This window comes from Streptomyces sp. DS1-CR2 (genome assembly GCF_055760475.1).
Map to the genome: position 1 here is coordinate 5,619,979 of NZ_CM147085.1, position 23,195 is coordinate 5,643,173.

Annotated in this window: 16 protein-coding genes; 9 read left to right on the forward strand and 7 right to left on the reverse strand. The window is 71.1% G+C overall.

The genetic code is table 11. From position 1 onward, the window contains the following. Window positions 1-2 precede the first annotated feature (2 nt). Window positions 3-401, forward strand: a complete 399-nt coding sequence (locus tag ACY0PA_RS26985) for an Imm7 family immunity protein (protein ID WP_473080192.1) — start codon at window positions 3-5, stop codon at window positions 399-401. 128 nt (window positions 402-529) lie between these two features. Here the strand turns inward: ACY0PA_RS26985 and ACY0PA_RS26990 are convergent, their stop codons facing one another. Then, window positions 530-3,202: a discoidin domain-containing protein gene (locus tag ACY0PA_RS26990; RefSeq protein WP_473080193.1), complete on the reverse strand. Its 2,673-nt coding sequence runs from the start codon at window positions 3,200-3,202 to the stop codon at window positions 530-532. A gap of 330 nt (window positions 3,203-3,532) precedes the next feature. On the opposite strand from ACY0PA_RS26990, the gene ACY0PA_RS26995 reads away from it, so the two are divergent. From ACY0PA_RS26995 to ACY0PA_RS27020, 6 genes are all read left to right on the forward strand, one after another. Further along, window positions 3,533-4,285: a GntR family transcriptional regulator gene (locus tag ACY0PA_RS26995; RefSeq protein ID WP_356277055.1), complete on the forward strand. Its 753-nt coding sequence runs from the start codon at window positions 3,533-3,535 to the stop codon at window positions 4,283-4,285. Window positions 4,286-4,439: 154 nt separating this feature from the next. Continuing rightward, window positions 4,440-6,125, forward strand: a complete 1,686-nt coding sequence (locus tag ACY0PA_RS27000) for a purine-cytosine permease family protein (protein ID WP_473080194.1) — start codon at window positions 4,440-4,442, stop codon at window positions 6,123-6,125. 203 nt (window positions 6,126-6,328) lie between these two features. Beyond that, window positions 6,329-6,520 carry an SPOR domain-containing protein gene (locus ACY0PA_RS27005; RefSeq protein WP_100596587.1) on the forward strand — a complete coding sequence of 64 codons (192 nt, stop codon included), beginning with the start codon at window positions 6,329-6,331 and terminating at the stop codon, window positions 6,518-6,520. Between the two features lie 31 nt (window positions 6,521-6,551). Further along, on the forward strand, window positions 6,552-6,947 hold the full coding sequence (locus ACY0PA_RS27010; protein WP_473080195.1) for a (deoxy)nucleoside triphosphate pyrophosphohydrolase: 396 nt from the start codon (window positions 6,552-6,554) through the stop codon (window positions 6,945-6,947). Between the two features lie 210 nt (window positions 6,948-7,157). Further along, window positions 7,158-7,571: an ATP-binding protein gene (locus ACY0PA_RS27015; RefSeq protein ID WP_473080196.1), complete on the forward strand. Its 414-nt coding sequence runs from the start codon at window positions 7,158-7,160 to the stop codon at window positions 7,569-7,571. A gap of 364 nt (window positions 7,572-7,935) precedes the next feature. Beyond that, complete coding sequence (locus ACY0PA_RS27020; protein ID WP_473080197.1) at window positions 7,936-10,644, forward strand: SpoIIE family protein phosphatase; 2,709 nt, start codon at window positions 7,936-7,938, stop codon at window positions 10,642-10,644. 23 nt (window positions 10,645-10,667) lie between these two features. On the opposite strand, the gene ACY0PA_RS27025 is transcribed toward ACY0PA_RS27020, so the two are convergent. The 6 genes from ACY0PA_RS27025 to ACY0PA_RS27050 all read right to left on the reverse strand — a co-directional run bounded on the left by ACY0PA_RS27025 (window position 10,668) and on the right by ACY0PA_RS27050 (window position 17,862). After that, window positions 10,668-11,381 (reverse strand): PspA/IM30 family protein, encoded by a 714-nt coding sequence (locus ACY0PA_RS27025; protein ID WP_473080198.1) that lies wholly within the window; start codon window positions 11,379-11,381, stop codon window positions 10,668-10,670. Between the two features lie 54 nt (window positions 11,382-11,435). Continuing rightward, on the reverse strand, window positions 11,436-13,526 hold the full coding sequence (locus ACY0PA_RS27030) for a TPM domain-containing protein (RefSeq protein ID WP_473080199.1): 2,091 nt from the start codon (window positions 13,524-13,526) through the stop codon (window positions 11,436-11,438). Window positions 13,527-13,845: 319 nt separating this feature from the next. Then, entirely contained in the window at window positions 13,846-14,619 is a 774-nt protein-coding gene (locus ACY0PA_RS27035) for a succinate dehydrogenase/fumarate reductase iron-sulfur subunit (RefSeq protein ID WP_473080200.1), read from the reverse strand. Then, window positions 14,616-16,544 carry a fumarate reductase/succinate dehydrogenase flavoprotein subunit gene (locus ACY0PA_RS27040; RefSeq protein ID WP_473080201.1) on the reverse strand — a complete coding sequence of 643 codons (1,929 nt, stop codon included), beginning with the start codon at window positions 16,542-16,544 and terminating at the stop codon, window positions 14,616-14,618. The genes ACY0PA_RS27035 and ACY0PA_RS27040 overlap by 4 nt, the downstream gene beginning before the upstream one ends. Before the next feature lie 17 nt (window positions 16,545-16,561). Then, window positions 16,562-17,389 (reverse strand): hypothetical protein, encoded by an 828-nt coding sequence (locus ACY0PA_RS27045; RefSeq protein WP_473080202.1) that lies wholly within the window; start codon window positions 17,387-17,389, stop codon window positions 16,562-16,564. A gap of 185 nt (window positions 17,390-17,574) precedes the next feature. Continuing rightward, window positions 17,575-17,862, reverse strand: a complete 288-nt coding sequence (locus tag ACY0PA_RS27050; protein WP_473080203.1) for a hypothetical protein — start codon at window positions 17,860-17,862, stop codon at window positions 17,575-17,577. A 425-nt stretch (window positions 17,863-18,287) separates the two neighbouring features. Here ACY0PA_RS27050 and ACY0PA_RS27055 point away from each other — a divergent pair, with 425 nt between their 5' ends. Together ACY0PA_RS27055 and typA are read left to right on the forward strand one after the other, a co-directional pair. Next, window positions 18,288-20,708 (forward strand): ABC transporter family substrate-binding protein, encoded by a 2,421-nt coding sequence (locus tag ACY0PA_RS27055; RefSeq protein WP_473080204.1) that lies wholly within the window; start codon window positions 18,288-18,290, stop codon window positions 20,706-20,708. A 336-nt stretch (window positions 20,709-21,044) separates the two neighbouring features. Then, window positions 21,045-22,919 carry a translational GTPase TypA gene (gene typA, locus ACY0PA_RS27060; RefSeq protein ID WP_473080205.1) on the forward strand — a complete coding sequence of 625 codons (1,875 nt, stop codon included), beginning with the start codon at window positions 21,045-21,047 and terminating at the stop codon, window positions 22,917-22,919. The last annotated feature ends 276 nt before the right edge of the window (window positions 22,920-23,195 follow it).

The window sequence follows — 23,195 nt, forward strand, 5'->3', positions numbered from 1 at the left end:
GCATGTACGAGTTCCATGGCTGGTTCGGGATCTCCGAGGACCCGTACGAGGACGACGCGCAGTCTCTGAGGTCGGGCGTCGAGGAGCTGCGCGCACGGATCGACGCGGTCCAGTGGTCCTCCAGCTGCAAGGTCGTGCTCGACGTCTTCAACGGGCTGCCCGTCGTCACCGCCACCGGCCAGACCAACCACAAGGGCTACGAGGCCGAGCAGCTGGACGAACTGGTGGCCTACATCGCCCGGCGCTTCCCCGGCTCGTGGGGCCTGCTCCACGACCGCTCCGACGAAGCCGACATCCCGAACGCCGAGAACGCGTTCCGCGTCCGCGTCATACGCAGGGGCCTCGTCGAGGAACGCCTGGACCCGTTCCTCTCCCCGTGCAATCCGGTGATCGAGGACTGAGCCCTACGAGGCGCGCCGGGAGCCTCCCGGGAGAGGGGCCGGACCATCGGCCGCCGGGTACCGTCGCGCGGTGTGAGGCCGCGCACGGCGCCCGGCCGCCTGGGGCCCTGCCGGTCGGCGGCAGGGCCCTACCTCACCCTCAACTCCTTGACGGGTTCGGGCCTTTCGCCATCCTCGGTGACCCGTACGAACCGGGCCGTCCGCCCCGGCGTGAAGGCCCGCCACGTCGCCCCGTCGGCGGACGTCGTCACCGCGTACGCGCGCGTGCCCGTCACGTCGACGCCGGAGACCTTTCCCGTCCGGCCGAGGTCGACCGTGAGGGAGGCGTGCGCGGTCGCCGGCTGCCAGGCGGTGACCGGGTTGCCGTCCACCGCCGCCTCCGCGTACAGGCCCGGCTCCTCGGACGTCGCCGTCGCGGCGCGGCAGCGGGCCAGGTCGGAGGTGGGTTCGAGGTCGGGGCGCCGGGTGCGCAGGACGAGCCCGCCGCGGTCGACCGTGGCGCGTCCGGTGGGCGTGACGACGGGGAACGGCTCGCCCGCGGTCAGCCTGACCGTCGTACGCGCCGGCCCGATCGCGATGTCGTACGTGCGTCCACGCCAGGTCAGCCCGCGCAGCGTCACGCCCCTGCCGAGCTGCGGCGGCAGCGACGGGTCCAGGCGCAGGGCGTCCTCCTCGAGGCGCAGGCCGGTCAGGCCGTGCGTGAACACCTGGAGGAAGCCGCCCTTCCCGGTCAGGAAGTCCTGGGCGGGCGTGCCCGCGAGCGGGTCACTGGATCCCGCCTTCGTGCCGCGCGCCTCCGAGAACAGCCCGAACGGCTCACGGAAGAACGGCTTCGAGGCGCGCCGCAGGAACGTGTACGTGGCACAGCCCGGCTCCCCGATCGACGCGGAGGCCACGGCGTGCACGGAGTCCGTCATCGCGGGCCCGTCCGGGTCGGTGTGCGCGACGTAGTAGTCGAGGGTCGCCGCCGCCGCGCCCTTCGGCATCGGCTTCCAGTCCAGCGGGTACAGCAGCAGGACCGCGTCGGCCTGCTTGATCGTCGAGCCGTTGTAGCCCTCGTACTGGAGGAAGATCCTGCGCTTCGGGTCGTACGGGATGCGGAGCCCGTCGGCGATGGCCGTCCACGCGGCCGGGGGCGCGGCGCCCACGAGCCGGGCGGCGCGGGCGGCGGAGCGCAGGGCCGTGGCCGCGACGGCGTTCGTGTAGACCCCGTCGTCGACGCCGTTGCTGTACTCGTCGGGGCCCGCGACGTCCTTGATGGAGTACGAGCCGTCGGCGTTCTTCGTGACGCGTGAAGTCCAGTACTCCGCAAGGCCCTTGAGGAGTGGCCAGCCGCGCGAGCGCAGCCAGGCGCGGTCGCCCGTGGCCAGGTAGTACTGCCAGGCGGCGAGCGCGATGTCGCCCTGGAGGTGGTTCTGGGTGACGCAGTGCGGCGGCTGCCAGCTCTGGCACTCCGTCCACAGGGCGCCGCGGCTCGCGCTGGTCCACGGGTACATGAGGCCCTTGACCGACGTCTTGCGGGCGTTGTCGGCGGCCGCCTCGCGCGTGCGGTAGCGGTATTCGAGGACGGGGCGCGCCAGGTCGGGCCGGTCCGCGAGCAGCGCGGGGAACATCCACGTCTCGGCGTCCCAGAAGATCATGCCCGCGTAGGCGTCGCTGGTGAGCCCGGCGGGCGCGATGCTGTCGCGGCCACCGGCGCGCACCGCCGTGAGGAGCCCGTACCGCGCGGCCCGCACCTGCTGCTGGATCTCGGGCCGGTCCGGCACCTCGATGTCCGATGTCCACAACGTCCGCCAGGCCGCGGTGTGTTCGCCGAACAGCTGGTCCCATCCGGCTGCGGCCGCCTGCTGGGAGGCGCCGACGGCCGAGTCGTACGGGGTGCGAGAGGTGAGGGCCGTGTCCACGCCGACGTACTTGGTGACGGTGTACGCGCGGCCGGTGTCGACGGAGAACGTGGCGGACTGTTGGTTCGTCAACGTGCCGGTGTGGCCCGCCGGGTGGGTGCGGCCGGGTGCGCGCAGGGTGGAGGCGACGACGCCGTCCTGGCGGGTGCCGTCCGTGCGGAAGCCCACCGCCATCGTGCGCTTGCCCGCGGGGCCGCCGCCGGTGGGCGCGATCCGGCGCGCGCCCCGCCCGTCGATCCGGTCGGTGACGGTCGCCTCACCGCTCCAGTGCGGCGTGACGCGCAGCCGCACCGCTCCGGTGTGCGCGTGGGAGCGGTCGGCCAGCACGTCGTACGTCAGATCGGTACGCCGGCCGTCCTTGTGCGTCCAGGTCAGCGACGTACGCACGAATCCGCAGCGCAGGCTGAGGGTCTGCCGGTAGTGCGAGATCCGGCTCGTCGGGCCGTACGTCTCGTCGCCCACCGTCAGGTCGAGCGCGGTCCAGTTCGGCAGCGCGGCGATGGCCTCGCGGTGCGCCGTGTTCTCGGGCCCGCGCGCGTAGAGCCCGGTGGCGAACGCCCCGTCGTAGCGCGGCGTGTAGAGCGGCCAGCCGGTCCTGTCGCCGGGCTCGGCGTAGCCTGCGCCGGACGGGGGGACGCGCACGCCGAGATATCCGTTGCCGGTGTACGCGTGAGAGGTGTTCGCGGGGTCGATACGGGTGGCGGCCGGGGCCCAGGCGGGGTCGCCGGTGCAGGCTGCCTCGGAGGCCTCCGAGGGGGAGCCCGCGGGCACGGGGGCGGGTGCGGCGGGTGCCGGGCCGGGGCCGGGCGTCGCCAGGGCCGCGCCCGGTGAGGCGCCGAGCACCGCGAGCGCGAGGAGGACGGTGAGGCGGGCGGGGGATCGGCGGGGTCGGGTCACGCAACCGACGATGCGGGCGGCCCCGGCCGGGAGTCGGGCAACCCGCGATGGAGGTCCCACGGATGGCGGGGGTGTCGCATGCCGCGCCCTGCCTCGACGGAAGGTCGACGGAAGGTCGACGGAAGGTCGACGGCCGGTCGAGGATTGCTCGACGCCAGGGTGTAAGGATTCCCTTACCGGGAGAAACTCCCTGCGTAAAGGCCTGCGGCCGCGCATGTCATCACTTCGAGTGATTCTTTGGCCTTTGCTTGCGGCGTACAACCCAGGGTTGCGACGCTGTTGCTGTCTGTCAATCTGATGGGTCACCATGGGTCGTAGGGAGTACAGCCAGTGACATTCGGTGAGCAGCCGGCGTATCTGCGCGTCGCGGGTGATCTTCGCAAGAAGATCGTCAATGGATCGCTGCCACCGCACACCCGCCTCCCCTCACAGGCCAGGATCCGCGAGGAGTACGGCGTCTCGGACACCGTCGCCCTCGAAGCCCGCAAGGTGCTGATGGCCGAAGGACTCGTCGAGGGACGCTCGGGGTCGGGCACGTATGTGCGCGAGACGCCGGTCCCGCGCCGCGTCGCCCGCTCCGGATACCGGCCGGTCAGCGGCTCCACGCCCTTCAAGCAGGAGCAGGCCGACGAAACGGCGCGCGGCACCTGGGAGTCCCGCAGCGAGCAGGCCGAGGCGAGCAGCGCCATCGCCGAGCGCCTCGGCGTCCGCGCCGGAGACCGCGTGATGTGCACGAAGTACGTCTACCGGGACGCGGGAGAGGTCATGATGCTCTCCACCTCCTGGGAGCCCCTGGCGGTCACGGGGCGCACCCCCGTGATGCTCCCCGAGGAAGGCCCCCTCGGCGGCTGCGGCGTCGTCGAGCGCATGTCCGCCATCGACGTGATCGTGGACAACGTGACGGAGGAGGTCGGCGCCCGCCCCGGCCTCGCCGAGGAGCTCATGGCGCTCGGCGGAGTGCCCGGCCATGTCGTCCTCGTCATCCAGCGCACGTACTTCGCGTCGGGCAGACCGGTCGAGACGGCGGACGTCGTCGTCCCCGCCGACCGGTACCGGATCGCATACCACCTGCCCGTGAAGTGACCGATACGCGAACGCCCTGTCCGCGAGGCGTGACCACGACTTAACGTGCCGCCGCCTCCCGTAACGCCGGGGTAATCACCGGCTGACCCGCATTGTCATGCACGGCTCCTAACTTCCGTCCGTACCCGCAATCGGCCGGACGACAGGAACCCTCATGACGGACACGGTCACCCGTGACACCGAGGCAGCCGCGCCGCGGCGCAGCTACGCCAAGCTCGCCGCGGACGAGAGCCGCGAGGACTTCTCGCTGCGCTACGCGCCCCACTCCTACCGGCGCTGGTCACCGACCATGGTCGCGTCCACCGCGCTCGGCGGCATCGCCTATCTCGCCGACTTCGCGATCGGCGCCTCCATCGTCTTCACGTACGGCTTCACGAGCGGGCTCGCCTCGATCCTGTGCGCGGCGGCGATCATCTTCCTGACCGGCATCCCCATCGCCCGCGCCTGCGCCAAGTACGGCCTGGACATGGACCTCATCACCCGGGGCGCGGGCTTCGGCTACTTCGGCTCGACGCTCACGTCCCTCATCTACGCCTCGTTCACCTTCATCTTCTTCGCGCTCGAAGGCTCGATCATGGCGCAGGCCATGCACGAGGTCGTCGGACTGCCGCTGCCCGTCGGCTACTTGCTGACCACGCTCATCGTCATCCCGATCGTGTTCCGCGGCATGGGCGCGCTCGCCAAGGTGCAGGCGTGGACGCAGCCGGTCTGGCTCATCGGGCTCGTCCTGCCCTTCGTGATCCTGGCCTTCCACTCGCCGGGCTCCTTCGGCGACTTCACCCACTTCGGCGGCACGGAGGGCGCGGGCAGCGGGTTCTCCTGGCTCGGCTTCGGCCTCGGCACCGGCGTCGCGCTCTCCCTCATCGCGCAGATCGGCGAGCAGGCCGACTATCTGCGATTCATGCCGGCGAAGACCGAGCAGAACCGCAAGCGATGGAATCTGGCCGTTCTCGCGGCCGGACCCGGCTGGGTGATCATCGGCGCCGCGAAACAACTCGGCGGCGCGCTCCTCGCCTTCGTAGCCCTCGAAGCGGTCGGCAGGACCCACGCGCTGGAACCCATCGCGCCGCAGGTCGAGGCCCTCAAGCCGTGGCTCGGCTCGGTCGCCCTGCCCGCCGCCGCGCTCTTCGTGGTCGTCTCCCAGATCAAGATCAACGTGACCAACGCCTACAGCGGCTCGCTGTCCTGGTCGAACTTCTTCTCCCGCATCACCCACCGGCACCCGGGCCGCGTCTGGTACATCTTCCTCAACCTCGCCATCGCGCTGACGCTGATGGAGATGAACATGTTCGCGGCCCTGAACAAGCTGCTCGGCTTCTACTCGAACGTGGGCATCGCCTGGATCGCGGCCGTCGCCGCCGACCTCGTCATCAACAAGCGGGTCGGCTGGAGCCCCAAGTACATCGAGTTCAAGCGGGCCTATCTGTACGCCGTGAACCCGGCCGGCTTCGGCGCCATGGTGATCGCGTCGACCGTCTCGATCGTCGCGTTCTTCGGAGTGTTCGGTGAGTACGCGGAGGCCTTCTCGACGTTCATCGCGGCCGGACTCGCCCTGACGCTCTGCCCGTTGATCGCCTGGGCCACCAAGGGCAAGTACTACCTGGCCAGGCCCAACCCCGTGAACGGCCCCGACGTCGAGATCGCCGACATCACCGCGACCCACACGTGCAGCGTCTGCGAGACGGCGTACGAACTCCCCGACATCGCGGACTGCCCCGTCCAGTCGGGCCCGATCTGCTCGCTGTGCTGCTCGCTCGACGCGGAGTGCGGCGACGTCTGCCGCAAGGAGCCGCAAGAGGGACCGGTGCTCATGCCGATGCCGACGGTGCGTACGGGCTGACGCCCGGAGCGGGGAAGCCACGGAACGTCCAGGGGGCGCACTCTTCGGAGTGCGCCCCCTGCGGATTGGCTGGTTGCGTATCTCTTTGTGCCAATGCGTATCCGCTGCGTGAAGGTCAGGCGTACGCTCGGGCATATGCGGAGTGGGGTTTCCTCAGAAAGCGGGGCGCTGTGCGAGCCGGGGTCGGGGAGTGGAGGGGCGACATGAACGAGGGCACGACCACGCTTGTGTGGCTCGTCATACGCCAGGACGACAACGGCAACCGCTATCGCGTCGGCAGGTACGCGACCAGGGCGGAAGCCCAGCAGATCGCCGACAGTCTCGATGACCGCGGCCACAAGCAGCTCTACTGGGTCGAGCGTCTCGGCCAGGCGCAGAACGGCACCGCGCGCTGACGTTCCCGTCCGCGGCCGTAGGCTCCGGCACATGACTGAACCGACCGTCGTCGTCGCGGCGGCCCTCCACGACAGCGGCCGCCTGCTCGCCGCACGACGCAGTGCGCCCCCCGAACTGGCGGGCCGCTGGGAACTCCCCGGCGGCAAGGTCGAATCCGGCGAGGACCCGAAGCAGGCGCTCGTACGGGAACTGCGCGAGGAGCTCGGGATCGGCGCCGAGCTCGTGGCGCGCGTCCCGGGGGAGTGGCCCCTGAAGCCCGGATACGTGCTGCGGGTATGGACCGCGCGCCTGCTGTCCGGCCGGCCGCGCCCCCTGGAGGACCACGACGACCTGCGCTGGCTCGGGCCCGACGAGATCTGGTCCGTGGGCTGGCTCGACCAGGACGTGCCGGCGGTGAAGGCGGTGCTCGCGGCGCGGCAGCCGTGATCCGTACGCCGGGTGACCTCTCCGCAGAGCCCGCCGCGCCGCGGGTTGTGTCACCTGTCGTGCCGCCGGCCGGGCGCCCCGCGTGCTCCGTTCGCGGAGTGTTCGCGTGAGACGGTAGCCCCTACGCCCACCCGGGTATATCCCGATTAACCCTACGAAATCGGACGTGATCCGAAGGGGTGGACGGGGGGTTCTACTGCTGCCTGGGAAGTGATCGGCGTGATCGACACCGACGGGGAGTGCGCCGAGTGGGTCTTCCCCGAGGAGCCGGGCGCAGTCCGTTCCGCTCGTGCCGCGGTCCGCGGCCAGCTCGGCGTCTGGGGTCTCGATTCGCTCGGCGATGTCACCGAACTGCTCGTCAGTGAGCTGGTGACCAACGCCCTCCGGCACGCTTCCGGCCCCATCGGCGTACGTCTCCTGCGGTCGGCGGAGCCGGCGCACACCCTGCGGGTGGAGGTCTCCGATCCTCTTCCGGATCCGCCACTGGAGCGGGTCGCGGGACCGGACGAGGAGAGCGGACGGGGACTCCAGCTGGTCGCGGGGTCCGCGCGGCGGTGGGGCACGCGGCCCGGTGACGCGGGCAAGACGGTGTGGTTCGAACTGTCGCTGCCCGGTTGGCACTGAGGGCGGCCATAACAGCGGCTGGACCCGGCGGCCGGAAACAGCGGCCGGATCCGACGGCCGGAAACGGCGGCCGGAAACAGCGGCTGGACGCGGCGGCCGGAACCGGTGGCGTCGCGCCGGTTAAGAGGAACCCTCCCTGGTTAGGAGACAGGGAGCATGCCGACCGGCGACGAGGCCGGCCAGGAAAAGTCACGGAACAGTCGCGGATCTGGTTGTCGTCCTGTTACGCGCGGACGGGCCAAAAAGCGTCGGGACCGTGGTGTGATCGTGAACACCGTGTTGCGCGGCTCCGTAGTGCTGGATACTGCGGGCAGCTGCCCCGGTGACCGGTGCCGGACGCGGTGAGCTGGAGGGGACGGTTCGCGTGAGCGAGATACCAGCGAAGGCCACGTCGTCCGGGGACACCTCGGGCGGGACGGCCGCGCGCGATGCGGCAGCCCCGCCCCGGGCCGAGACATGGCAGACCAGTCCGCCCGGCTCCATGTACGACTACATCAAGGTGGCCTCCTTCTCCATCGGCCCCGACGGCCTGATCGACCAGTGGAGCCGGCGCGCGACGCAGCTCTTCGGCGTCCGTGCGCAGGAAGCCGTGGGCAAGGACCCCATCGAGGCCTTCGTCTCCACGGAACTGCGCGAGCGCGGCCACCGCAAGATGGCGGAGATCCTCGACGGCCGCGAGTGGACCGGCGTCGTCCCCTTCCGGATGCCGAGGGGCCGGGCGTCGGACTCGGGCGGTGCCGGGTCCGACGAGCGCGATCCGCGCGTCCCTGATCAGCACAGCCCCGGCCGGCACCTCCCCGAGCCCTATACGGAGGGGATCGCCGAGGTCTATGTGATGCCGACCGAGACGGAGTCCGGCGAGCGTGCCGCCGTCTGCATCGTCGTCGATGTCCGCGCCCTGCGCCGTATCGAGACGGACCTCGCCGCTTCGCAGGCCATTTTCGGCCAATCTCCCTTCGGCTTCCTGCTGTTCGGCACCGACCTGAAGGTGCAGCGGGCCAACCGGCCCTTCGCCGCTGTCTTCGGCGGCCGGGCCGACGACCACCGCGGCCGCACCGTCCACGACTATCTGCCCCGCGGCGAGGCCGACCGCGTGCAGGCCGCGCTGCGCCGCGTCCTGGAGACCGGCGATTCCGTCACCGACATGCAGCTCGTCGGGCCCGCGCCAGACTCCGCCGAGCGTCGCCACTGGTCGATCAACCTCTACCGTGTGCACAGCGGCAGCGGCCGGCCCATCGGCGTCGCCGGGCTCGCCACCGACGTCACCCGGCGGCACGCCGCCGCCCGCGAGGCGGCCCACGCCCGCCGCAACCTCGCCCTCCTCAACGAGGCGGGCGCCCGCATAGGCAACTCGCTCGACCTGGAGACCACCGCCCGCGAGCTCCTCGACGTCGTCGTCCCCGGCTTCTGCGACCTCGCGTCCGTCGACCTCTACCAGGGCCTCCTCGCGGGCGACGAGTCGGCGCTCAACAGCCGCAGCCTCGCCGACGGCAGCGCCGAGCTGCGCAGGGTCGCCGCCGCGAGCGCCGTCGCCGACGTGCCGTACCTCGAAGCAGCCGGCGGTGACGGGGTCGTCGAGGTCGGGGCCGTCCACCGCTACTCCTTCAACTCGCCCTGCGCGGACGCCCTGCGCACCGCCCGCCCCCAGTTCGTCCCCGCCGCGTCCGGCGGCCTCGTCCAGTCCACGCTGGCCGTGCCGATGGTCGCCCACGACACCGTCGTCGGCCTCGCGCGCTTCGCCCGTACGAAGGGCAGCGAGCCCTTCAACGACCGCGACCGCGCCCTCGCCGTCGAACTCGCCGCCCGCGCCGCCGTCTGCATCGACAACGCCCGCCTCTACCGGCGTGAGCACGAGCGCGCCCTGATACTCCAGCGGTCGCTGCTCCCGCCGGACGACCCCGAGGCGTCCGGCCTCGACATCGCCTGCCGCTACCTGCCGGGCAACGCGGCCACCGAGGTCGGCGGCGACTGGTTCGACGTCATCGAGCTGCCGGGGCACAGAACCGCGCTCGTCGTCGGCGACGTCATGGGCCGCGGCCTGCGCGCCGCCGTCGCCATGGGCGAACTGCGCACCGCCGTACGGACCCTGGCCCTCCTCGACCTCGAACCCGCCGAGGTGCTCTCCGCGCTCGACGAGATCGCCCGTGGCCTCGGCGCGCCCGGCGGCCCGTCGTCGCCGGCCCTCGGCCCCCGCGGCGGCGTCCAGCAGGCCACCCGCGCCGCCCGCAGAACCGGCGACGCCGACCTGTCCGAGGTCTACCTCGCCACCTGCGTGTACGCGGTCTACGACTCCGTGACCCGGCGCTGCACCTTCGCCAACGCGGGCCATCTGCCGCCCGTCCTGGTCGAGCCCGGCGAAGGCGCGCTCATGCTCGACGTACCCCCGGGGATGCCCCTCGGCGTCGGCGGGGAACCCTTCGAGGAGGTCGAGGTCGAGCTGCCCGAGGGCTCACTCCTCGCCCTCTACACCGACGGGCTCGTCGAGTCCCGCGACCATCCCCTCGACGAGGGCCTCTCCGCGTTCCGCAGCGCCCTGGACGATCCCTCGCCCGCGCTCGAAGACGTCTGCGACCACGTGCTGGCCACGCTCGACACGCACCACGGCGAGGACGACATCGCGCTGCTCATGGCCCGTGTGCAGGGCCTGCCGGCCGACGCCGTCGGCGACTGGACGCTGCCGCGCGAGCCGCGCTCGGTGGGCCGCGCCCGCGAGTTCACCCGCGCCAAGCTCACCGAATGGGACCTGGAGCCCCTCGTCGACACGACGGAACTCCTGGTCAGCGAGCTGGTCACCAACGCCCTGCGGTACGGCGAGGGCGACATCAGGCTGCGCCTCCTGCTCGACCGCACCCTCGTGTGCGAGGTGTGGGACGCGGGCCTCGTCCAGCCGCGCCGCCGCCGCGCCCGCGACACGGACGAGGGCGGCCGCGGGCTTCAGCTCGTCGGGCTGCTCAGCGCGTCCTGGGGCTCGCGCAGGACGCCGCGCGGCAAGACCGTCTGGTTCGAACTCCCGCTGCCGGACGGCGACTCGGCGGCCGTGGACCCGACGGAGGCGCTGCTCAGCCTGTACTGACCGGGCGCGCCGCCTTCCCGCCTTTACGCGGACGTCTTGAGCGCCGCCAGGCGCGCCTCGATCTCGGCCGTGTCGCCGAGGCCCTCCAGCTGCTCGAACTGCGCGTCGAGCGACGAGTCGGCGAGCTCCTGCTTGCCCAGCGCCCTGGCCTCCTCGCGGCGCACCTTCTCCTCGAAGCGGCTCAGCTCGCTCGTCGGGTCGAGGACGTTGATGTTCTTGGCGGCGTCCATCATCTGGTTCTGGGCCTGCGCCGTCTTCGAGCGCGCCACCAACTGATCGCGCTTCGACTGGAGTTCGATCAGTTTCGTCTTCATCTGGTCGAGGCCGGACTTCAGCTTTCCGACGACCTCGTTCTGTGCGGCGATCGTCGGCTCGGCGTCCTTCGCCCCCTTCTCGGAGCTCAGCTGCCGCCCGAGCGCCACCTTGGCGAGGTGGTCGAACTTGTCGGCCTCCGCCGCGCTGCCCGCCGTCCGCAGCTCGTCGGCCTTCTTGCTCGCGGCGAGCGCCTTGCCGCCCCACTCGTCGGCCGCCTCGACGTCCTCCTTGTGGTCCTGCTCCATCATCCGCAGATTGCCGATGGTCGCCGCCACGGCCCGCTCGGCCTCGGCGATGTTGTTCGAGAAGTCGCGGATCAGCTGGTCGAGCATCTTCTGCGGGTCCTCGGCACCGTCCAGAAGGGCGTTGACGTTCGCCTTCGCGAGCTGGGCGACGCGGCCGAGAACGGTCTGCTTGGTCATGAGAGTGCTCCTTGTGCAAGGGAGTTACGTGGGAACTGGGTGAATGCCGCCGGGTCAGAACCGTCCGCCACCGCCCCTGCGGCCACGGGTCCCGCCCCCGCCGAAACTCCCCGGACCGCCGCCGCCGAACCCGCCCCCGAAGCCCCGGCCCCCGAAGCCCCCGCCCCCGCGCCCGCCGCCCAGCAGTTCGCCGAGGATGATCCCGCCGAGCACCGCGCCTCCCATGCCCCCGCCGCCGCGCCCGCCGCCGTCGTACGGATTCCCGAAGGACCGCACATCCTGCTCGGCGAGCTGCTGCGCCTGCCGGGCCAGTGCGTCGGCCCGCTGGGCACCGGCCAGGGCGGCCGCGGGATCCGCCTGTGCCGTCGTCGTGACGTACTCCAGGTGCCGCTGCGCCTCCGCCAGGCGCGTACGGGCCTCGCTGCCGACCGCCCCGCGGTGCGTGGTGATGAAGTCCGACGCGGCGCCGGCGCTGCTGCGGGCCGTGAGTTCCGCCTGGTCGAGCAGGGAGCGCGCGCGGGCCGTGCCCGACTCGCGTTCGCGCGCCTCGTCGAGGGAAGCGTCGAGCGCCGAGTCGGCCTCCTCCACGCGGCGCAACGCGTCGATCGGGTCGTAGGGGCCGGCGGCCATCTCCCTGCGCACGCCAGCGGCGACGGTCTCCACGCGAGCGATGCGCCCGCGCAGACCGGCCGTGGACGCGCCTTCGGTCGTCCCTTCGAGCAGTCCGTGGGCGTCCGCGAGGTCGGAATCGGACTCGGTGAGCGCGGCCGGCAGCTTCTCGGCGGCCTCGGCCAGCTCACGGCCGCGCCGGTCGATCGCGTCCACGAAGGTGCCCGCCTGGTCGAGGGCCGACTCGGCGGCCCGCAGGAACACCGCGGCCCTGCCGTTGTCGCCCGCGTCGACGCCACTGCGCGCCTGTTCGAGGTTCGTCGTGGCGAACACCAGCCGGTCCTTGGCCTGCTCGATGTGGCCCGCCACGGGAAGCAGCGCGGACGGCGCGTAGCGGGCGCCGAGCGCCGTCAGCGTCTCCTCGGCCGTCGTGGTGCGGGCGGCCAGGTCGAGGGAGGCGAGCTCCGCGTGCGCGAGGGCCTCGGGAGCCGTGCGCTCCAGGGCCCGCAGCCGGTCGAAGTCCGCGGCCTCGGCGTCGAGCCTGCGCCCCGCCTCGGTGCAGCGGTTGATGATCTCGTCCAGCATCAGCCGCTTCGTCGCGTCGTCCTCGGGGTACACGTCGTCGAGCTGCTGGCGCAGTCGGAAGGCCGCCGTCAGCTCCGACTGCGCATACTCCACCGCCTCCGTGAACGGCTTGACGGCCTCCTCGCCGAACTGCGCGGTGGCGAAGCCGAGTTCCTCCGTACTGGTGCGGATCGAGTCGTCGCTCTCCACCAGCATCTGCCTGGCCTGCTTGTCCAGCTCGGGCAGCGGCGTGACCCGCGATCCTGTGCCCCCGCCGCCCCAGCCGCCGCCGGGGGTGGTGCGGGTACGCGTACGCCTCCTGCGCCGGGTGTACGCGAACGCCGCGACGGCGCCCGCGCCGCCGACCGCGATGAGGGGCAGGGCGAGGTCGGCGGCGCTGGGACCGGTGTCCGAGCCGCCGGGGTCGGCCGGGCCCGGGGTGATCGCCGGGGTGGGGACGGGGCTGCCCGCGAGGGTGGCGGAGATGCCGCCCGCCGCGCCGATCGCGGCGCCCGCCCAGTCGTTCCTGCGCAGCGCCGGTTCGATCGCGGTCTGCGCGACGTCCTTGAGCTGCGCGTCGGTGAGCTGGGAGTCCTGGTCGACGGAGTAGGCGTACTGCCGGTCGTGCGTGGCCACGGCAAGGAGTACGTCGTTGAGGCCGAGGCCGTTCCTGGAGGCCGTGTCGTCGGCCCAGTCCTGGGCGGAGCGGCCGGAGAAGTCGCGTACATAGACCACGAAGAGCTGGGTGTTGCGCTTGCGGTCGAGCGAGTCGAGGGCCGAGGCGACATCGGGCTCACGGTCTCGGAGGGCGTCCACCTTGTCGGTGATCTGGCCGGCTCTCGACAGGGTGACGGGGTCGTCGGCGCGGGAGGCCGTGGCGGGCAGCAGCGCCCAGCAGAGCGCGAGCACGGCGGCCACGGCCGACCGCGCGGCTATCCGTACCGGACGGGGGCGACTCGGAGGCGGCGTCACAGTTGGGAGCGTATGACCGGATCTGGGGTACCGCGACCGGGATCGGCACGGTCCGGTTGTGGCGAATCCGCATGGTTATCGCCGGCCCTTCCGGCAAAACCGCTGCTCAACGTAGGTTTCCGGCATGGAAGACGGACCCTGGCCCGCAGGCGGCGCGATCAGCGAGCCGGAGCGGCGTGGTGTCCGAACCCGCCGGCTCCACGGTCCGGCGTGAGCGCCGGACCGTCCGCAGGGCGCGTCACGCCGGAGCGGCTGCGGCCGCTCGTGGCGGGGGACGCCGCCGCGCTGATGCGCCGGGTCGGCTCGTCCTGGAGCAGCCTCAGGGGGACGACCTCCGTCGGATCTTGTTCCCCAGCCAGACCACCGGGTCGTATTTACGGTCGACCGCTCGCTCCTTCAAGGGGATCAGGGCGTTGTCCGTGATGTGGATGCCCTCCGGGCAGACCTCCGTGCAGCACTTCGTGATGTTGCAGTAGCCGAGGCCGTGGTCCTCCTGGGCCGTGCGCTTGCGGTCGAGGCCGGAGTCCGACGCCGCGTCGAGAGGGTGCATGTCCAGCTCCGCGACCCGCATCAGGAAGCGCGGGCCCGCGAACGCCGCCTTGTTCTCCTCGTGGTCGCGCACCACGTGGCACGTGTCCTGGCACAGGAAGCACTCGATGCACTTGCGGAACTCCTGTGAGCGGTCCACGTCCTCCTGCTGCATGCGGTACTCGCCCGGGCCGACCCCGGCCGGCGGGACGAAGGCCGGGATCTCACGGGCCTTCGCGTAGTTGAAGCCGACGTCCGTGACGAGGTCGCGGACCACGGGGAAGGCGCGCAGTGGCGTCACCGTGATGACGTCCTCGCGGTCGAAGACCGACATGCGGGTCATGCACATCAGGCGGGGCCGGCCGTTGATCTCCGCCGAGCACGAACCGCACTTGCCCGCCTTGCAGTTCCAGCGGACCGCGAGGTCGGACGCCTGGGTCGCCTGGATCCTGTGGATGATGTCGAGGACCACCTCGCCGTCGTTCACCTCGACGGAGAAGTCCGTCAGGCCACCGCCCTCGGCGTCCCCGCGCCAGACCCTGAAACGCGCATCGTACGAACTCACTCGTACAGCTCCTCTTCGGCGAGGTACTTGACCAGCTCTTCCTTCTCGAAGAGGGCGAGCAGGTCCGGGCGGATGGGCTCGGTGGTGTCGCGCACGAGGTCGATCTGGCCCCGGACCGGATCCGTGGCCGCGAGGCCGCCGGTCGGATCGACGAGCCGGCACAGCAGGTTGGTGCGCCGCCAGTCGCGGTCCATCGTCGGGTGGTCCTCACGGGTGTGGCCGCCGCGCGATTCCGTGCGCTCCAGGGCGGCGCGCGCGATGCACTCGCTGACGAGCAGCATGTTGCGCAGGTCGAGCGAGAGGTGCCAGCCGGGGTTGAACTGACGGTGCCCCTCCACCCCGGCCCGTCGCGCCCGCAGCCGCAGCCCGGCGAGCCGGTCGAGCGCCTCGGCCATCTCCTCCTCGCGGCGGATGATGCCGACCAGATCGTTCATCGCCTGCTGGAGCTCCTGGTGGAGCGTGTACGGGTTCTCGGCGACGCCCCCGTCCGCGGGACCCTCCGCGGAGAACGGGCGCAGCGCCTCCGCCGCCGCCGTGTCGACCTGGACCGCGTCGATGGCGGGCCGCTCGTCGAGCCCGGCCGCGTACTCGGCCGCGTGCAGCCCGGCGCGGCGGCCGAAGACGAGGAGGTCGGAGAGCGAGTTGCCGCCCAGGCGGTTCGAGCCGTGCATGCCGCCGGCCACCTCGCCGGCCGCGAACAGGCCGGGCACGCCCCGTGCCGCTGCCGTGTCCGAGTCGACGGCGATGCCGCCCATCACGTAGTGGCAGGTCGGGCCGACCTCCATCGGCTCGGCCGTGATGTCGACGTCCGCCAGCTCCTTGAACTGGTGGTACATCGACGGCAGCCGGCGCCGGATGCGCTCGGCCGGCATCCGCGTGGAGACGTCGAGGAAGACGCCGCCGTGCGGGGAGCCCCGGCCCGCCTTCACCTCGGAGTTGATGGCGCGCGCCACCTCGTCGCGGGGGAGCAGCTCGGGCGGGCGCCGGTTGTGGTCCGGGTCGTCGTACCAGCGGTCGCCCTCGTCCTCCGACTCGGCGTACTTCTCCTTGAAGACGTCGGGGACGTAGTCGAACATGAACCGCTTGCCCTCGGAGTTGCGCAGGACCCCGCCGTCGCCGCGCACCGACTCCGTGACGAGGATGCCCTTCACCGACGGCGGCCAGACCATGCCCGTCGGATGGAACTGCACGAACTCCATGTTCAGCAGCGGCGCCCCGGCGAGCAGCGCGAGTGCGTGGCCGTCGCCCGTGTACTCCCACGAGTTCGACGTCACCTTGAAGGATTTGCCGATGCCGCCCGTCGCCAGCACCACGCTCGGCGCCTCAAGGACGAAGAACCGGCCGCTCTCGCGCTCGTAGCAGAACGCGCCGGACACGCGGTCGCCCTCCTTGAGTACGCGCGTGACCGTGCACTCCTGGAAGACCTTGAGGCGCGCCTCGTAGTCACCGAACTCCTTGAAGTCCTCCTGCTGGAGCGCCACGATCTTCTGCTGGAGCGTGCGGATCAGCTCCAAGCCCGTGCGGTCACCGACGTGCGCGAGGCGCGGGTACTCGTGCCCGCCGAAGTTGCGCTGCGAGATCCGGCCGTCCGCCGTCCGGTCGAACAGGGCGCCCCAGGTCTCCAGCTCCCAGACCCGGTCCGGTGCTTCGCGCGCGTGCAGCTCGGCCATCCGCCACTGGTTGAGGAACTTGCCGCCGCGCAGCGTGTCCCGGAAGTGGACCTGCCAGCTGTCGCCGGAGTTCACATTTCCCATGGCCGCGGCGATGCCGCCCTCGGCCATCACGGTGTGCGCCTTGCCGAAGAGGGACTTGCAGATCACGGCCGTACGCGCGCCGCGCTCGCGCGCCTCGATCGCCGCGCGCAGGCCCGCACCGCCCGCCCCCACCACGACAACGTCCCACTGCTGCCGCTCCACTTGAGACATCAGAAGTGCCACCCCATCTAGAAGAAGCGCGGATCGTCGAAGGCGCCGGACGACAGCAGGAACACATAGAAGTCGGCGAGCGCGACGCTGATCAACGACGCCCAGGCGAGCAGCATGTGACGGTCATTCAGCTTGCTGACCCACTGCCACATCCGGTAGCGCACCGGGTGCTTGGAGAAGTGCTTGAGCTTGCCGCCGACGATGTGCCGGCACGAGTGGCAGGACAGGGTGTACGCCCAGATCAGCGTGATGTTCAGCAGGAAGACGAGCGTGCCGAGACCCATGTGGCCCCACTCGTACCTCTCGTTGCGGAACGAGAGCACGGTGTCGTACGTCAGGATTCCCGCCACGAGGATCGCCGCGTAGAAGAAGTAGCGGTGGATGTTCTGCAGGATCAGCGGGAAGCGGGTCTCGCCCGTGTACTTCTTGTGCGGCTCGGCGACCGCGCAGGCGGGCGGAGACGCCCAGAACCCGCGGTAGTAGGCCTTCCGGTAGTAGTAGCAGGTCAGCCGGAAGCCGAGCGGGAAGATCAGGATGAGCAGCGCGGGGGACAGGCCCCACCAGCCGCCGAATACCTCCCAGTTGGGGCCCGCGTGCATCGGCTTGCAGTTCTCCGCGATGCAGGGGGAGTAGAACGGCGAGACGTACGGCGCGTGGTAGTAGTCCGTGTTCGCGAAGGCCCGCCACGTCGAGTAGACGATGAAGGCGAGCAGCCCCGCGGCGGTACTGGCGGGCGCCAGCCACCAGCGGTCGGTGCGCAGGTGCCCGGACGCGATCGCGGCGCGCGTCCTGTCCCGGACGCCGTGCGCGTCCGATGGGGGATGGGGTTCCGTGCCGGTGGCCAACGAAGCCTCCGCTCAGAGGGTCAGGGGGTGTCCGGTGGATCAGGGTCGGATAGGTCGCGGCGTCTGGTGCGGTGCATCGCAAGGCGCCGGAGCGTCCTAATAGCGGAGCTATTCGGGCGTTTTGGCAACGCGGCGAGGTGCCGTGCCAGACGCCGTGGCCCCGGCCCTGATCCACCGGACACCCCCTAGGGGGCGTGCCGGTCCCGGGCGCCGAGTCCTTCGTCGTCCGAGTCGGTCCAGAGCGAGCTGTCGTACGGGGTGTCGGGGATGGGCACGAGCTCGGGCCGGCGCGCTGGCGGGGCGCCGGCCGCGGCTGCCCGCAGCAGGGCGACGCTCTCGCGCAGATGGTCGGCGTCGGTGCGTACGCGCCGTACGTCGAGGCCGCTGTCGAGCTGCCGCTCGAGGCGCCCCACGGTCCGGCACAGCTCGTCGAGGCAGCGCTCGGCTGCCGCCAAGTCGTCGTTCAGGGACATGACTTGCCCTCGATTCCGCTGGTGCGGCGGAGATGCTCATGCGCCTGCGAGTGTCGCGCGTCACATCACGCCTTGTGAAGGGATCTGCGCGGATTCCTGAAGCGCGCAGGGGCGTGCGCCCCTGTTTTGCGCTCTCTGGGGTGGCGGGGTCCTGGTATGTCGTCGGCTGCGCTCCCTAAGGGGCGCGGGGAACTGCGCGACCGGTCGACGACCACCTGCACCCGCCCACGAGACAGGCCCCAGGCGCCACAATGGGCCGCACGAGTGGGGTTCCGGGCACACATGGTCGTGTCGCCTCCTGCCTGCTGGACCCGTCCTCTTCAGTGGGGCCATAGATGTGATCAGCACCATATACGGCCAAACGTGATCAAACCCGGCCCTGTCCTGGTAGGCGGGCGGCCGGGCTAGCCCCGGAGGTTCCCGTGATGTCCCATGACGGCGCCACATCGCGCCTCGCCAGGCGTCCCGCGCGGCGTCCCGTCCTGCGCTCCGCCGCGTTCCTCGTGTCGGGGGCGCTCGCGGTGTCGGCCCTGGCCGGCTGCAGCCCGGGCGATGACGAAGAAGAGACCAGCCGTCCGGCCGCCGCCCAGGACATCGCGCCCGCGTCCCGCGGCGACGTCGCCGACGGCGGCACCCTGCGCTGGGCGGTCGACGCCCTGCCGGTGACCCTCAACTCCTTCCAGGCCGACGCCGACGCGGGTACGACCCGTGTCGCCGGCGCCGTGCTGCCCTCCATGTTCCGGCTCGACAACCAGGGCAGGGCGGTGCGCGACCCGGACTTCCTGGAGAAGGCCGAGGTCATCGAGCGCGAGCCCAAGCAGGTCGTCCTGTACAAGCTCAACCAGCAGGCGGTGTGGAGCGACGGCCGCGAGATCGGAGCCGCCGACTTCGCCGCCCAGTGGCGTGCCCTGTCCGGCAAGGACTCCGCGTACTGGACGGCCCACAACGCGGGCTACGACCGCATCGAGAAGATCGAGCGCGGCAAGAACAACCTGGAGGTGCGGGTCACCTTCGCGAAGCCGTACGCGGACTGGCGCTCACTGTTCTCGCCGCTGTACCCCAAGGACGTCATGGGGACCCCGGACGCCTTCAACGAGGGAGCCCGGCGCGAGCTCAAGGTCACCGCGGGCCCCTTCGCGCTCAAGGAGGTCGACCGCGACGCCAAGGACGTCACGCTGGTGCGCAGCCCGCACTGGTGGGGCCGCCAGGCCAAGCTCGACCGGATCGTCCTGCGGACCGTGCCCCGCGCGGAGCGCGCCGACGCACTTGTCGCGGGGAAGGTCGACCTCGCCGCCGTCGACCCGGAGGACGCGTCCCGCATCTCCACCGCCGGCCGTGACAAGGGCAGCTCCGGCCCGCTCGCCCACGGCCCCGGCGCCGCGCTCACGCCCGCCGAGTCGATGCGGTCCTGGGCCGTCGCGCACGGCGACGACGAGAAGGCGGCCGACAAGGAACTCGACGCCCGAGAGAAGACCCGTGCGGCCGTCACGAAGTACAAGAGGGAACAGTCGCGCCTGGACGGTTACGTCCTGCGCAAGTCCCTCGAACCCGCCTTCACGCAGCTCGCGCTGAACGGCGCCGAGGGTCCGCTGGCCGACGAGCGCGTGCGCCGCGCGGTGGCCCGCGCCATCGACCGCAAGAAGCTCGCCGAGGTCGTCCTCAAGCCGCTCGGCCTGCCCGCGCACACGGTCGGCAGCCATCTCGCCCTCGCCGGGCAGCAGGCGTACGCCGACAGCAGCGGCGCCCTCGGCAGCCAGGACACCAAAGAGGCCCGGGCGCTGCTCGCGGACGCGGGCTGGGTGCCGGGCGGTCCTGTGAAGGACGAGTCCGGGAAGACCAAGCCGAAGACGGCGGGAGGTGAGTCCGACAGAGACAAGGAGGGCGCCAAGGACAAGAAGCGCACGGAGGACAAGAAGGGGGCCGCCTCCGAGGGCTCCGACGACGGCACGGACATCGTCGGCGAGAGCGACCAGAAGCCGGGCGACCGGCAGAGCCCCTTCTTCGCCCCCGCGCGCACCGCCGCCTACCAGTACGGCGCGCTCCTGCACCAGGCCGACGCACAGCGGCTGCGCGAGGCCGACAAGGAGAAGAAGCACGCCGATCAGTACGCGAAGGAGGCCGCCCAGGGCGGCGCCCCGGGCGCGTACGCCCCGAAGGGGACGGCCGCACCCGCCGGCGCCCCCGCCGGACCGCTCGCCAAGGACGGCAAGCCGCTGAGCCTGCGCTTCGTGCTCCCGTCGGGCCCCGGCTCGGACTCGCTGCGCGCCGTCGCCGACCGGATCTCGCAGATGCTGCAGAAGATCGGCATCCGCACCGAGACGTCGAAGGTCGCCGACGCCAGCTACTTCAAGGATCACATCGCGTCCGGGCAGTACGACCTGGCGCTCTACTCGTGGCCCGTCTCGGCCTTCCCGGCCACCGACGCCCGCCCGATCTACGCCAAGCCGGTACCCGCCGCGGACGGCTCGCTGACCGTCGAACAGAACTACACCCGGGTCGGCACGGACCACATCGACCAGCTCTTCGACCAGGCGATCGGTGAGCTCGACGAGGGGGAGGAGCGCTCCCTGGTCAAGCAGGCCGACGCCCGTATCTGGGCCGCTGCAGGATCGATTCCTCTCTATCAGCGCCCGGAGCTGGTGGCCGCCCGTCGCACCGTCGTCAACGCGGGGGCCTTCGGCTTCCAGGAGCCGAATTACGAGGACATCGGCTTCCTGAAGCCGGGCGCGCGGCCGGGTGCCCGGCCGAACGTCTCCGGCTCGGCGAGCTCGTCCGCCAGCCCGGCAGCGAACCCGTCCGGGAAATCGTCCGAGAAGCCGTCCGCGAGTCCGTCGGAGAAGAAGTGACGCACATCGCACCCTGAGTGCGCCGAAGCGGCCCTGAGCGCCCTGGGGGAGAGTCCCGAAGATCGCCCAGCTCAGATCTCGCTCAAGTCCCTTGCCCGCCGGCCCCTCCGGCGGGCAAGGTTCGTACCACCGCTGACCTGCGATTTCTCCGGGGCGTCCCCCACGCCCTTCCACGACGTTCACTCACTGTGCATCCCTGACCCCAGAGCCCCAGAAGGCCTACCCGGCCGAAGCCCCGTACGATGGGGTGAGGCCGTGGCGTGTCCAGCCCGGCAGGGCGCGCGTACGAAGAGACGTACGCGCAGCCGTCCACTCACTCCGGGAGTACGCCGCAATATGGCCACGCGCCACGACATCCGTAACGTCGCCATCGTCGCCCACGTCGACCACGGCAAGACCACGCTGGTCGACGCCATGCTCAAGCAGGCCGGCGCCTTCGCGGCGCACGCCGCCGAGTCGCTCGACGACCGCATGATGGACTCGAACGACCTGGAGCGTGAGAAGGGCATCACGATCCTGGCCAAGAACACGGCGGTCAAGTACCACCCGAAGGATGGCGGCGACGCCATCACGATCAACATCATCGACACCCCCGGCCACGCCGACTTCGGTGGTGAGGTCGAGCGCGGCCTGTCGATGGTCGACGCGGTCGTGCTGCTCGTCGACGCCTCCGAGGGCCCGCTGCCGCAGACCCGCTTCGTGCTGCGCAAGGCGCTCTCGGCCAAGATGCCGGTCATCCTGTGCATCAACAAGACGGACCGCCCCGACTCCCGGATCGCCGAGGTCGTCGACGAGACGTACGACCTGTTCCTGGACCTGGACGCGGACGAGGACCAGATCGAGTTCCCGATCGTCTACGCCTGCGCCCGTGACGGCGTCGCCTCGCTGACCAAGCCCGAGGACGGCACCGTCCCGCAGGACAGCGAGAACCTCGAGCCGTTCTTCAACACGATCCTGTCGCACGTCCCGGCCCCCGAGTTCGACGAGGACGCCCCCCTCCAGGCGCACGTCACGAACCTCGACGCCGACAACTTCCTCGGCCGTATCGCGCTCTGCCGCGTCGAGCAGGGCGAGCTGCGCAAGGGCCAGACCGTCACGTGGATCAAGCGCGACGGCACGATGTCCAACGTGCGCGTCACCGAGCTCCTCATGACCGAGGCGCTCACCCGCAAGCCGGCCGAGAAGGCGGGCCCGGGCGACATCTGCGCCGTCGCCGGTTTCCCGGACATCATGATCGGCGAGACCCTGGCCGACCCCGAGAATCCGATCGCGCTGCCGCTCATCACGGTCGACGAGCCGGCCATCTCGATGACCATCGGCACCAACACCTCGCCGCTCGTCGGCAAGGGCGGCAAGGGCCACAAGGTCACCGCCCGCCAGGTGAAGGACCGCCTCGACCGCGAGCTGATCGGTAACGTCTCGCTCCGTGTCCTCGACACCGAGCGTCCCGACGCCTGGGAGGTCCAGGGCCGTGGTGAGCTCGCGCTCGCCATCCTGGTCGAGCAGATGCGCCGCGAGGGCTTCGAGCTGACCGTCGGCAAGCCCGAGGTCGTCACCAAGCAGGTCGACGGCAAGACGCACGAGCCGATCGAGCGCATGACGATCGACTCCCCCGAGGAGCACCTCGGCGCGATCACTCAGCTCATGGCGACCCGCAAGGGCCGTATGGAGACCATGACGAACCACGGTTCGGGCTGGATCCGCATGGAGTGGATCGTCCCGTCCCGCGGCCTCATCGGCTTCCGCACGGAGTTCCTCACGCAGACCCGCGGCACCGGCATCGCGCACTCGATCTTCGAGGGCCACGAGCCGTGGTTCGGCGAGCTGCGCACCCGTCACAACGGCTCGCTCGTCGCGGACCGTTCGGGTTCGGTGACCCCCTTCGCGATGGTCAACCTCCAGGAACGCGGTGTCATCTTCACCGAGGCCGGCACCGAGGTCTACGAGGGCATGATCATCGGCGAGAACTCGCGCGCCGACGACATGGACGTGAACATCACCAAGGAGAAGAAGCTCACCAACATGCGTGCGGCTTCCGCGGACACCACGGAGAACGTGGTGCCGGCCCGCAAGCTCTCGCTCGAGCAGTCCCTCGAGTTCTGCCGCGACGACGAGTGCATCGAGGTGACCCCGGAGACGGTCCGTATCCGTAAGGTCGTCCTGGACCAGAAGCAGCGCGGCCGCACGGCCTCGCGCGCCAAGAACGCCTGATCCCGGGACAGCTGGGCCCGGGTCCCCTTCGGGGGGCCCGGGCCTTTGTCGTATGTCCTGTGCCGCTGTCATATGTCCTGCGCCGCGAGGTCCGCGCAGGAGTTTTTACAGGATCGTCGCCCGCAGCAGGTGGTACTTCACTACCCTCGTGGCATCCTGGACGCCATCGCCCGCGATCCACGCGCGTTGATTCGTCCGCCGAGAGTCTTCCCACAGCCCTGCGCAACGGCTCGTGATGTGCAACTCGTTTTCCAGAGGCGACTGTCCGGAATCCGG

Bases quoted from the DNA above. Each gene is read 5' to 3' on its own strand.
- ACY0PA_RS26985 (WP_473080192.1), top strand. From the start codon at position 3: ATGTACGAGTTCCATGGCTGGTTCGGGATCTCCGAGGACCCGTACGAG.
- ACY0PA_RS27000 (WP_473080194.1), top strand. From the start codon at position 4,440: ATGACGGACACGGTCACCCGTGACACCGAGGCAGCCGCGCCGCGGCGC.
- ACY0PA_RS27005 (WP_100596587.1), top strand. From the start codon at position 6,329: ATGAACGAGGGCACGACCACGCTTGTGTGGCTCGTCATACGCCAGGAC.
- ACY0PA_RS27010 (WP_473080195.1), top strand. From the start codon at position 6,552: ATGACTGAACCGACCGTCGTCGTCGCGGCGGCCCTCCACGACAGCGGC.
- ACY0PA_RS27025 (WP_473080198.1), bottom strand. From the start codon at position 11,381: ATGACCAAGCAGACCGTTCTCGGCCGCGTCGCCCAGCTCGCGAAGGCG.
- ACY0PA_RS27040 (WP_473080201.1), bottom strand. From the start codon at position 16,544: ATGTCTCAAGTGGAGCGGCAGCAGTGGGACGTTGTCGTGGTGGGGGCG.
- ACY0PA_RS27050 (WP_473080203.1), bottom strand. From the start codon at position 17,862: ATGTCCCTGAACGACGACTTGGCGGCAGCCGAGCGCTGCCTCGACGAG.
- ACY0PA_RS27055 (WP_473080204.1), top strand. From the start codon at position 18,288: ATGTCCCATGACGGCGCCACATCGCGCCTCGCCAGGCGTCCCGCGCGG.
- typA (WP_473080205.1), top strand. From the start codon at position 21,045: ATGGCCACGCGCCACGACATCCGTAACGTCGCCATCGTCGCCCACGTC.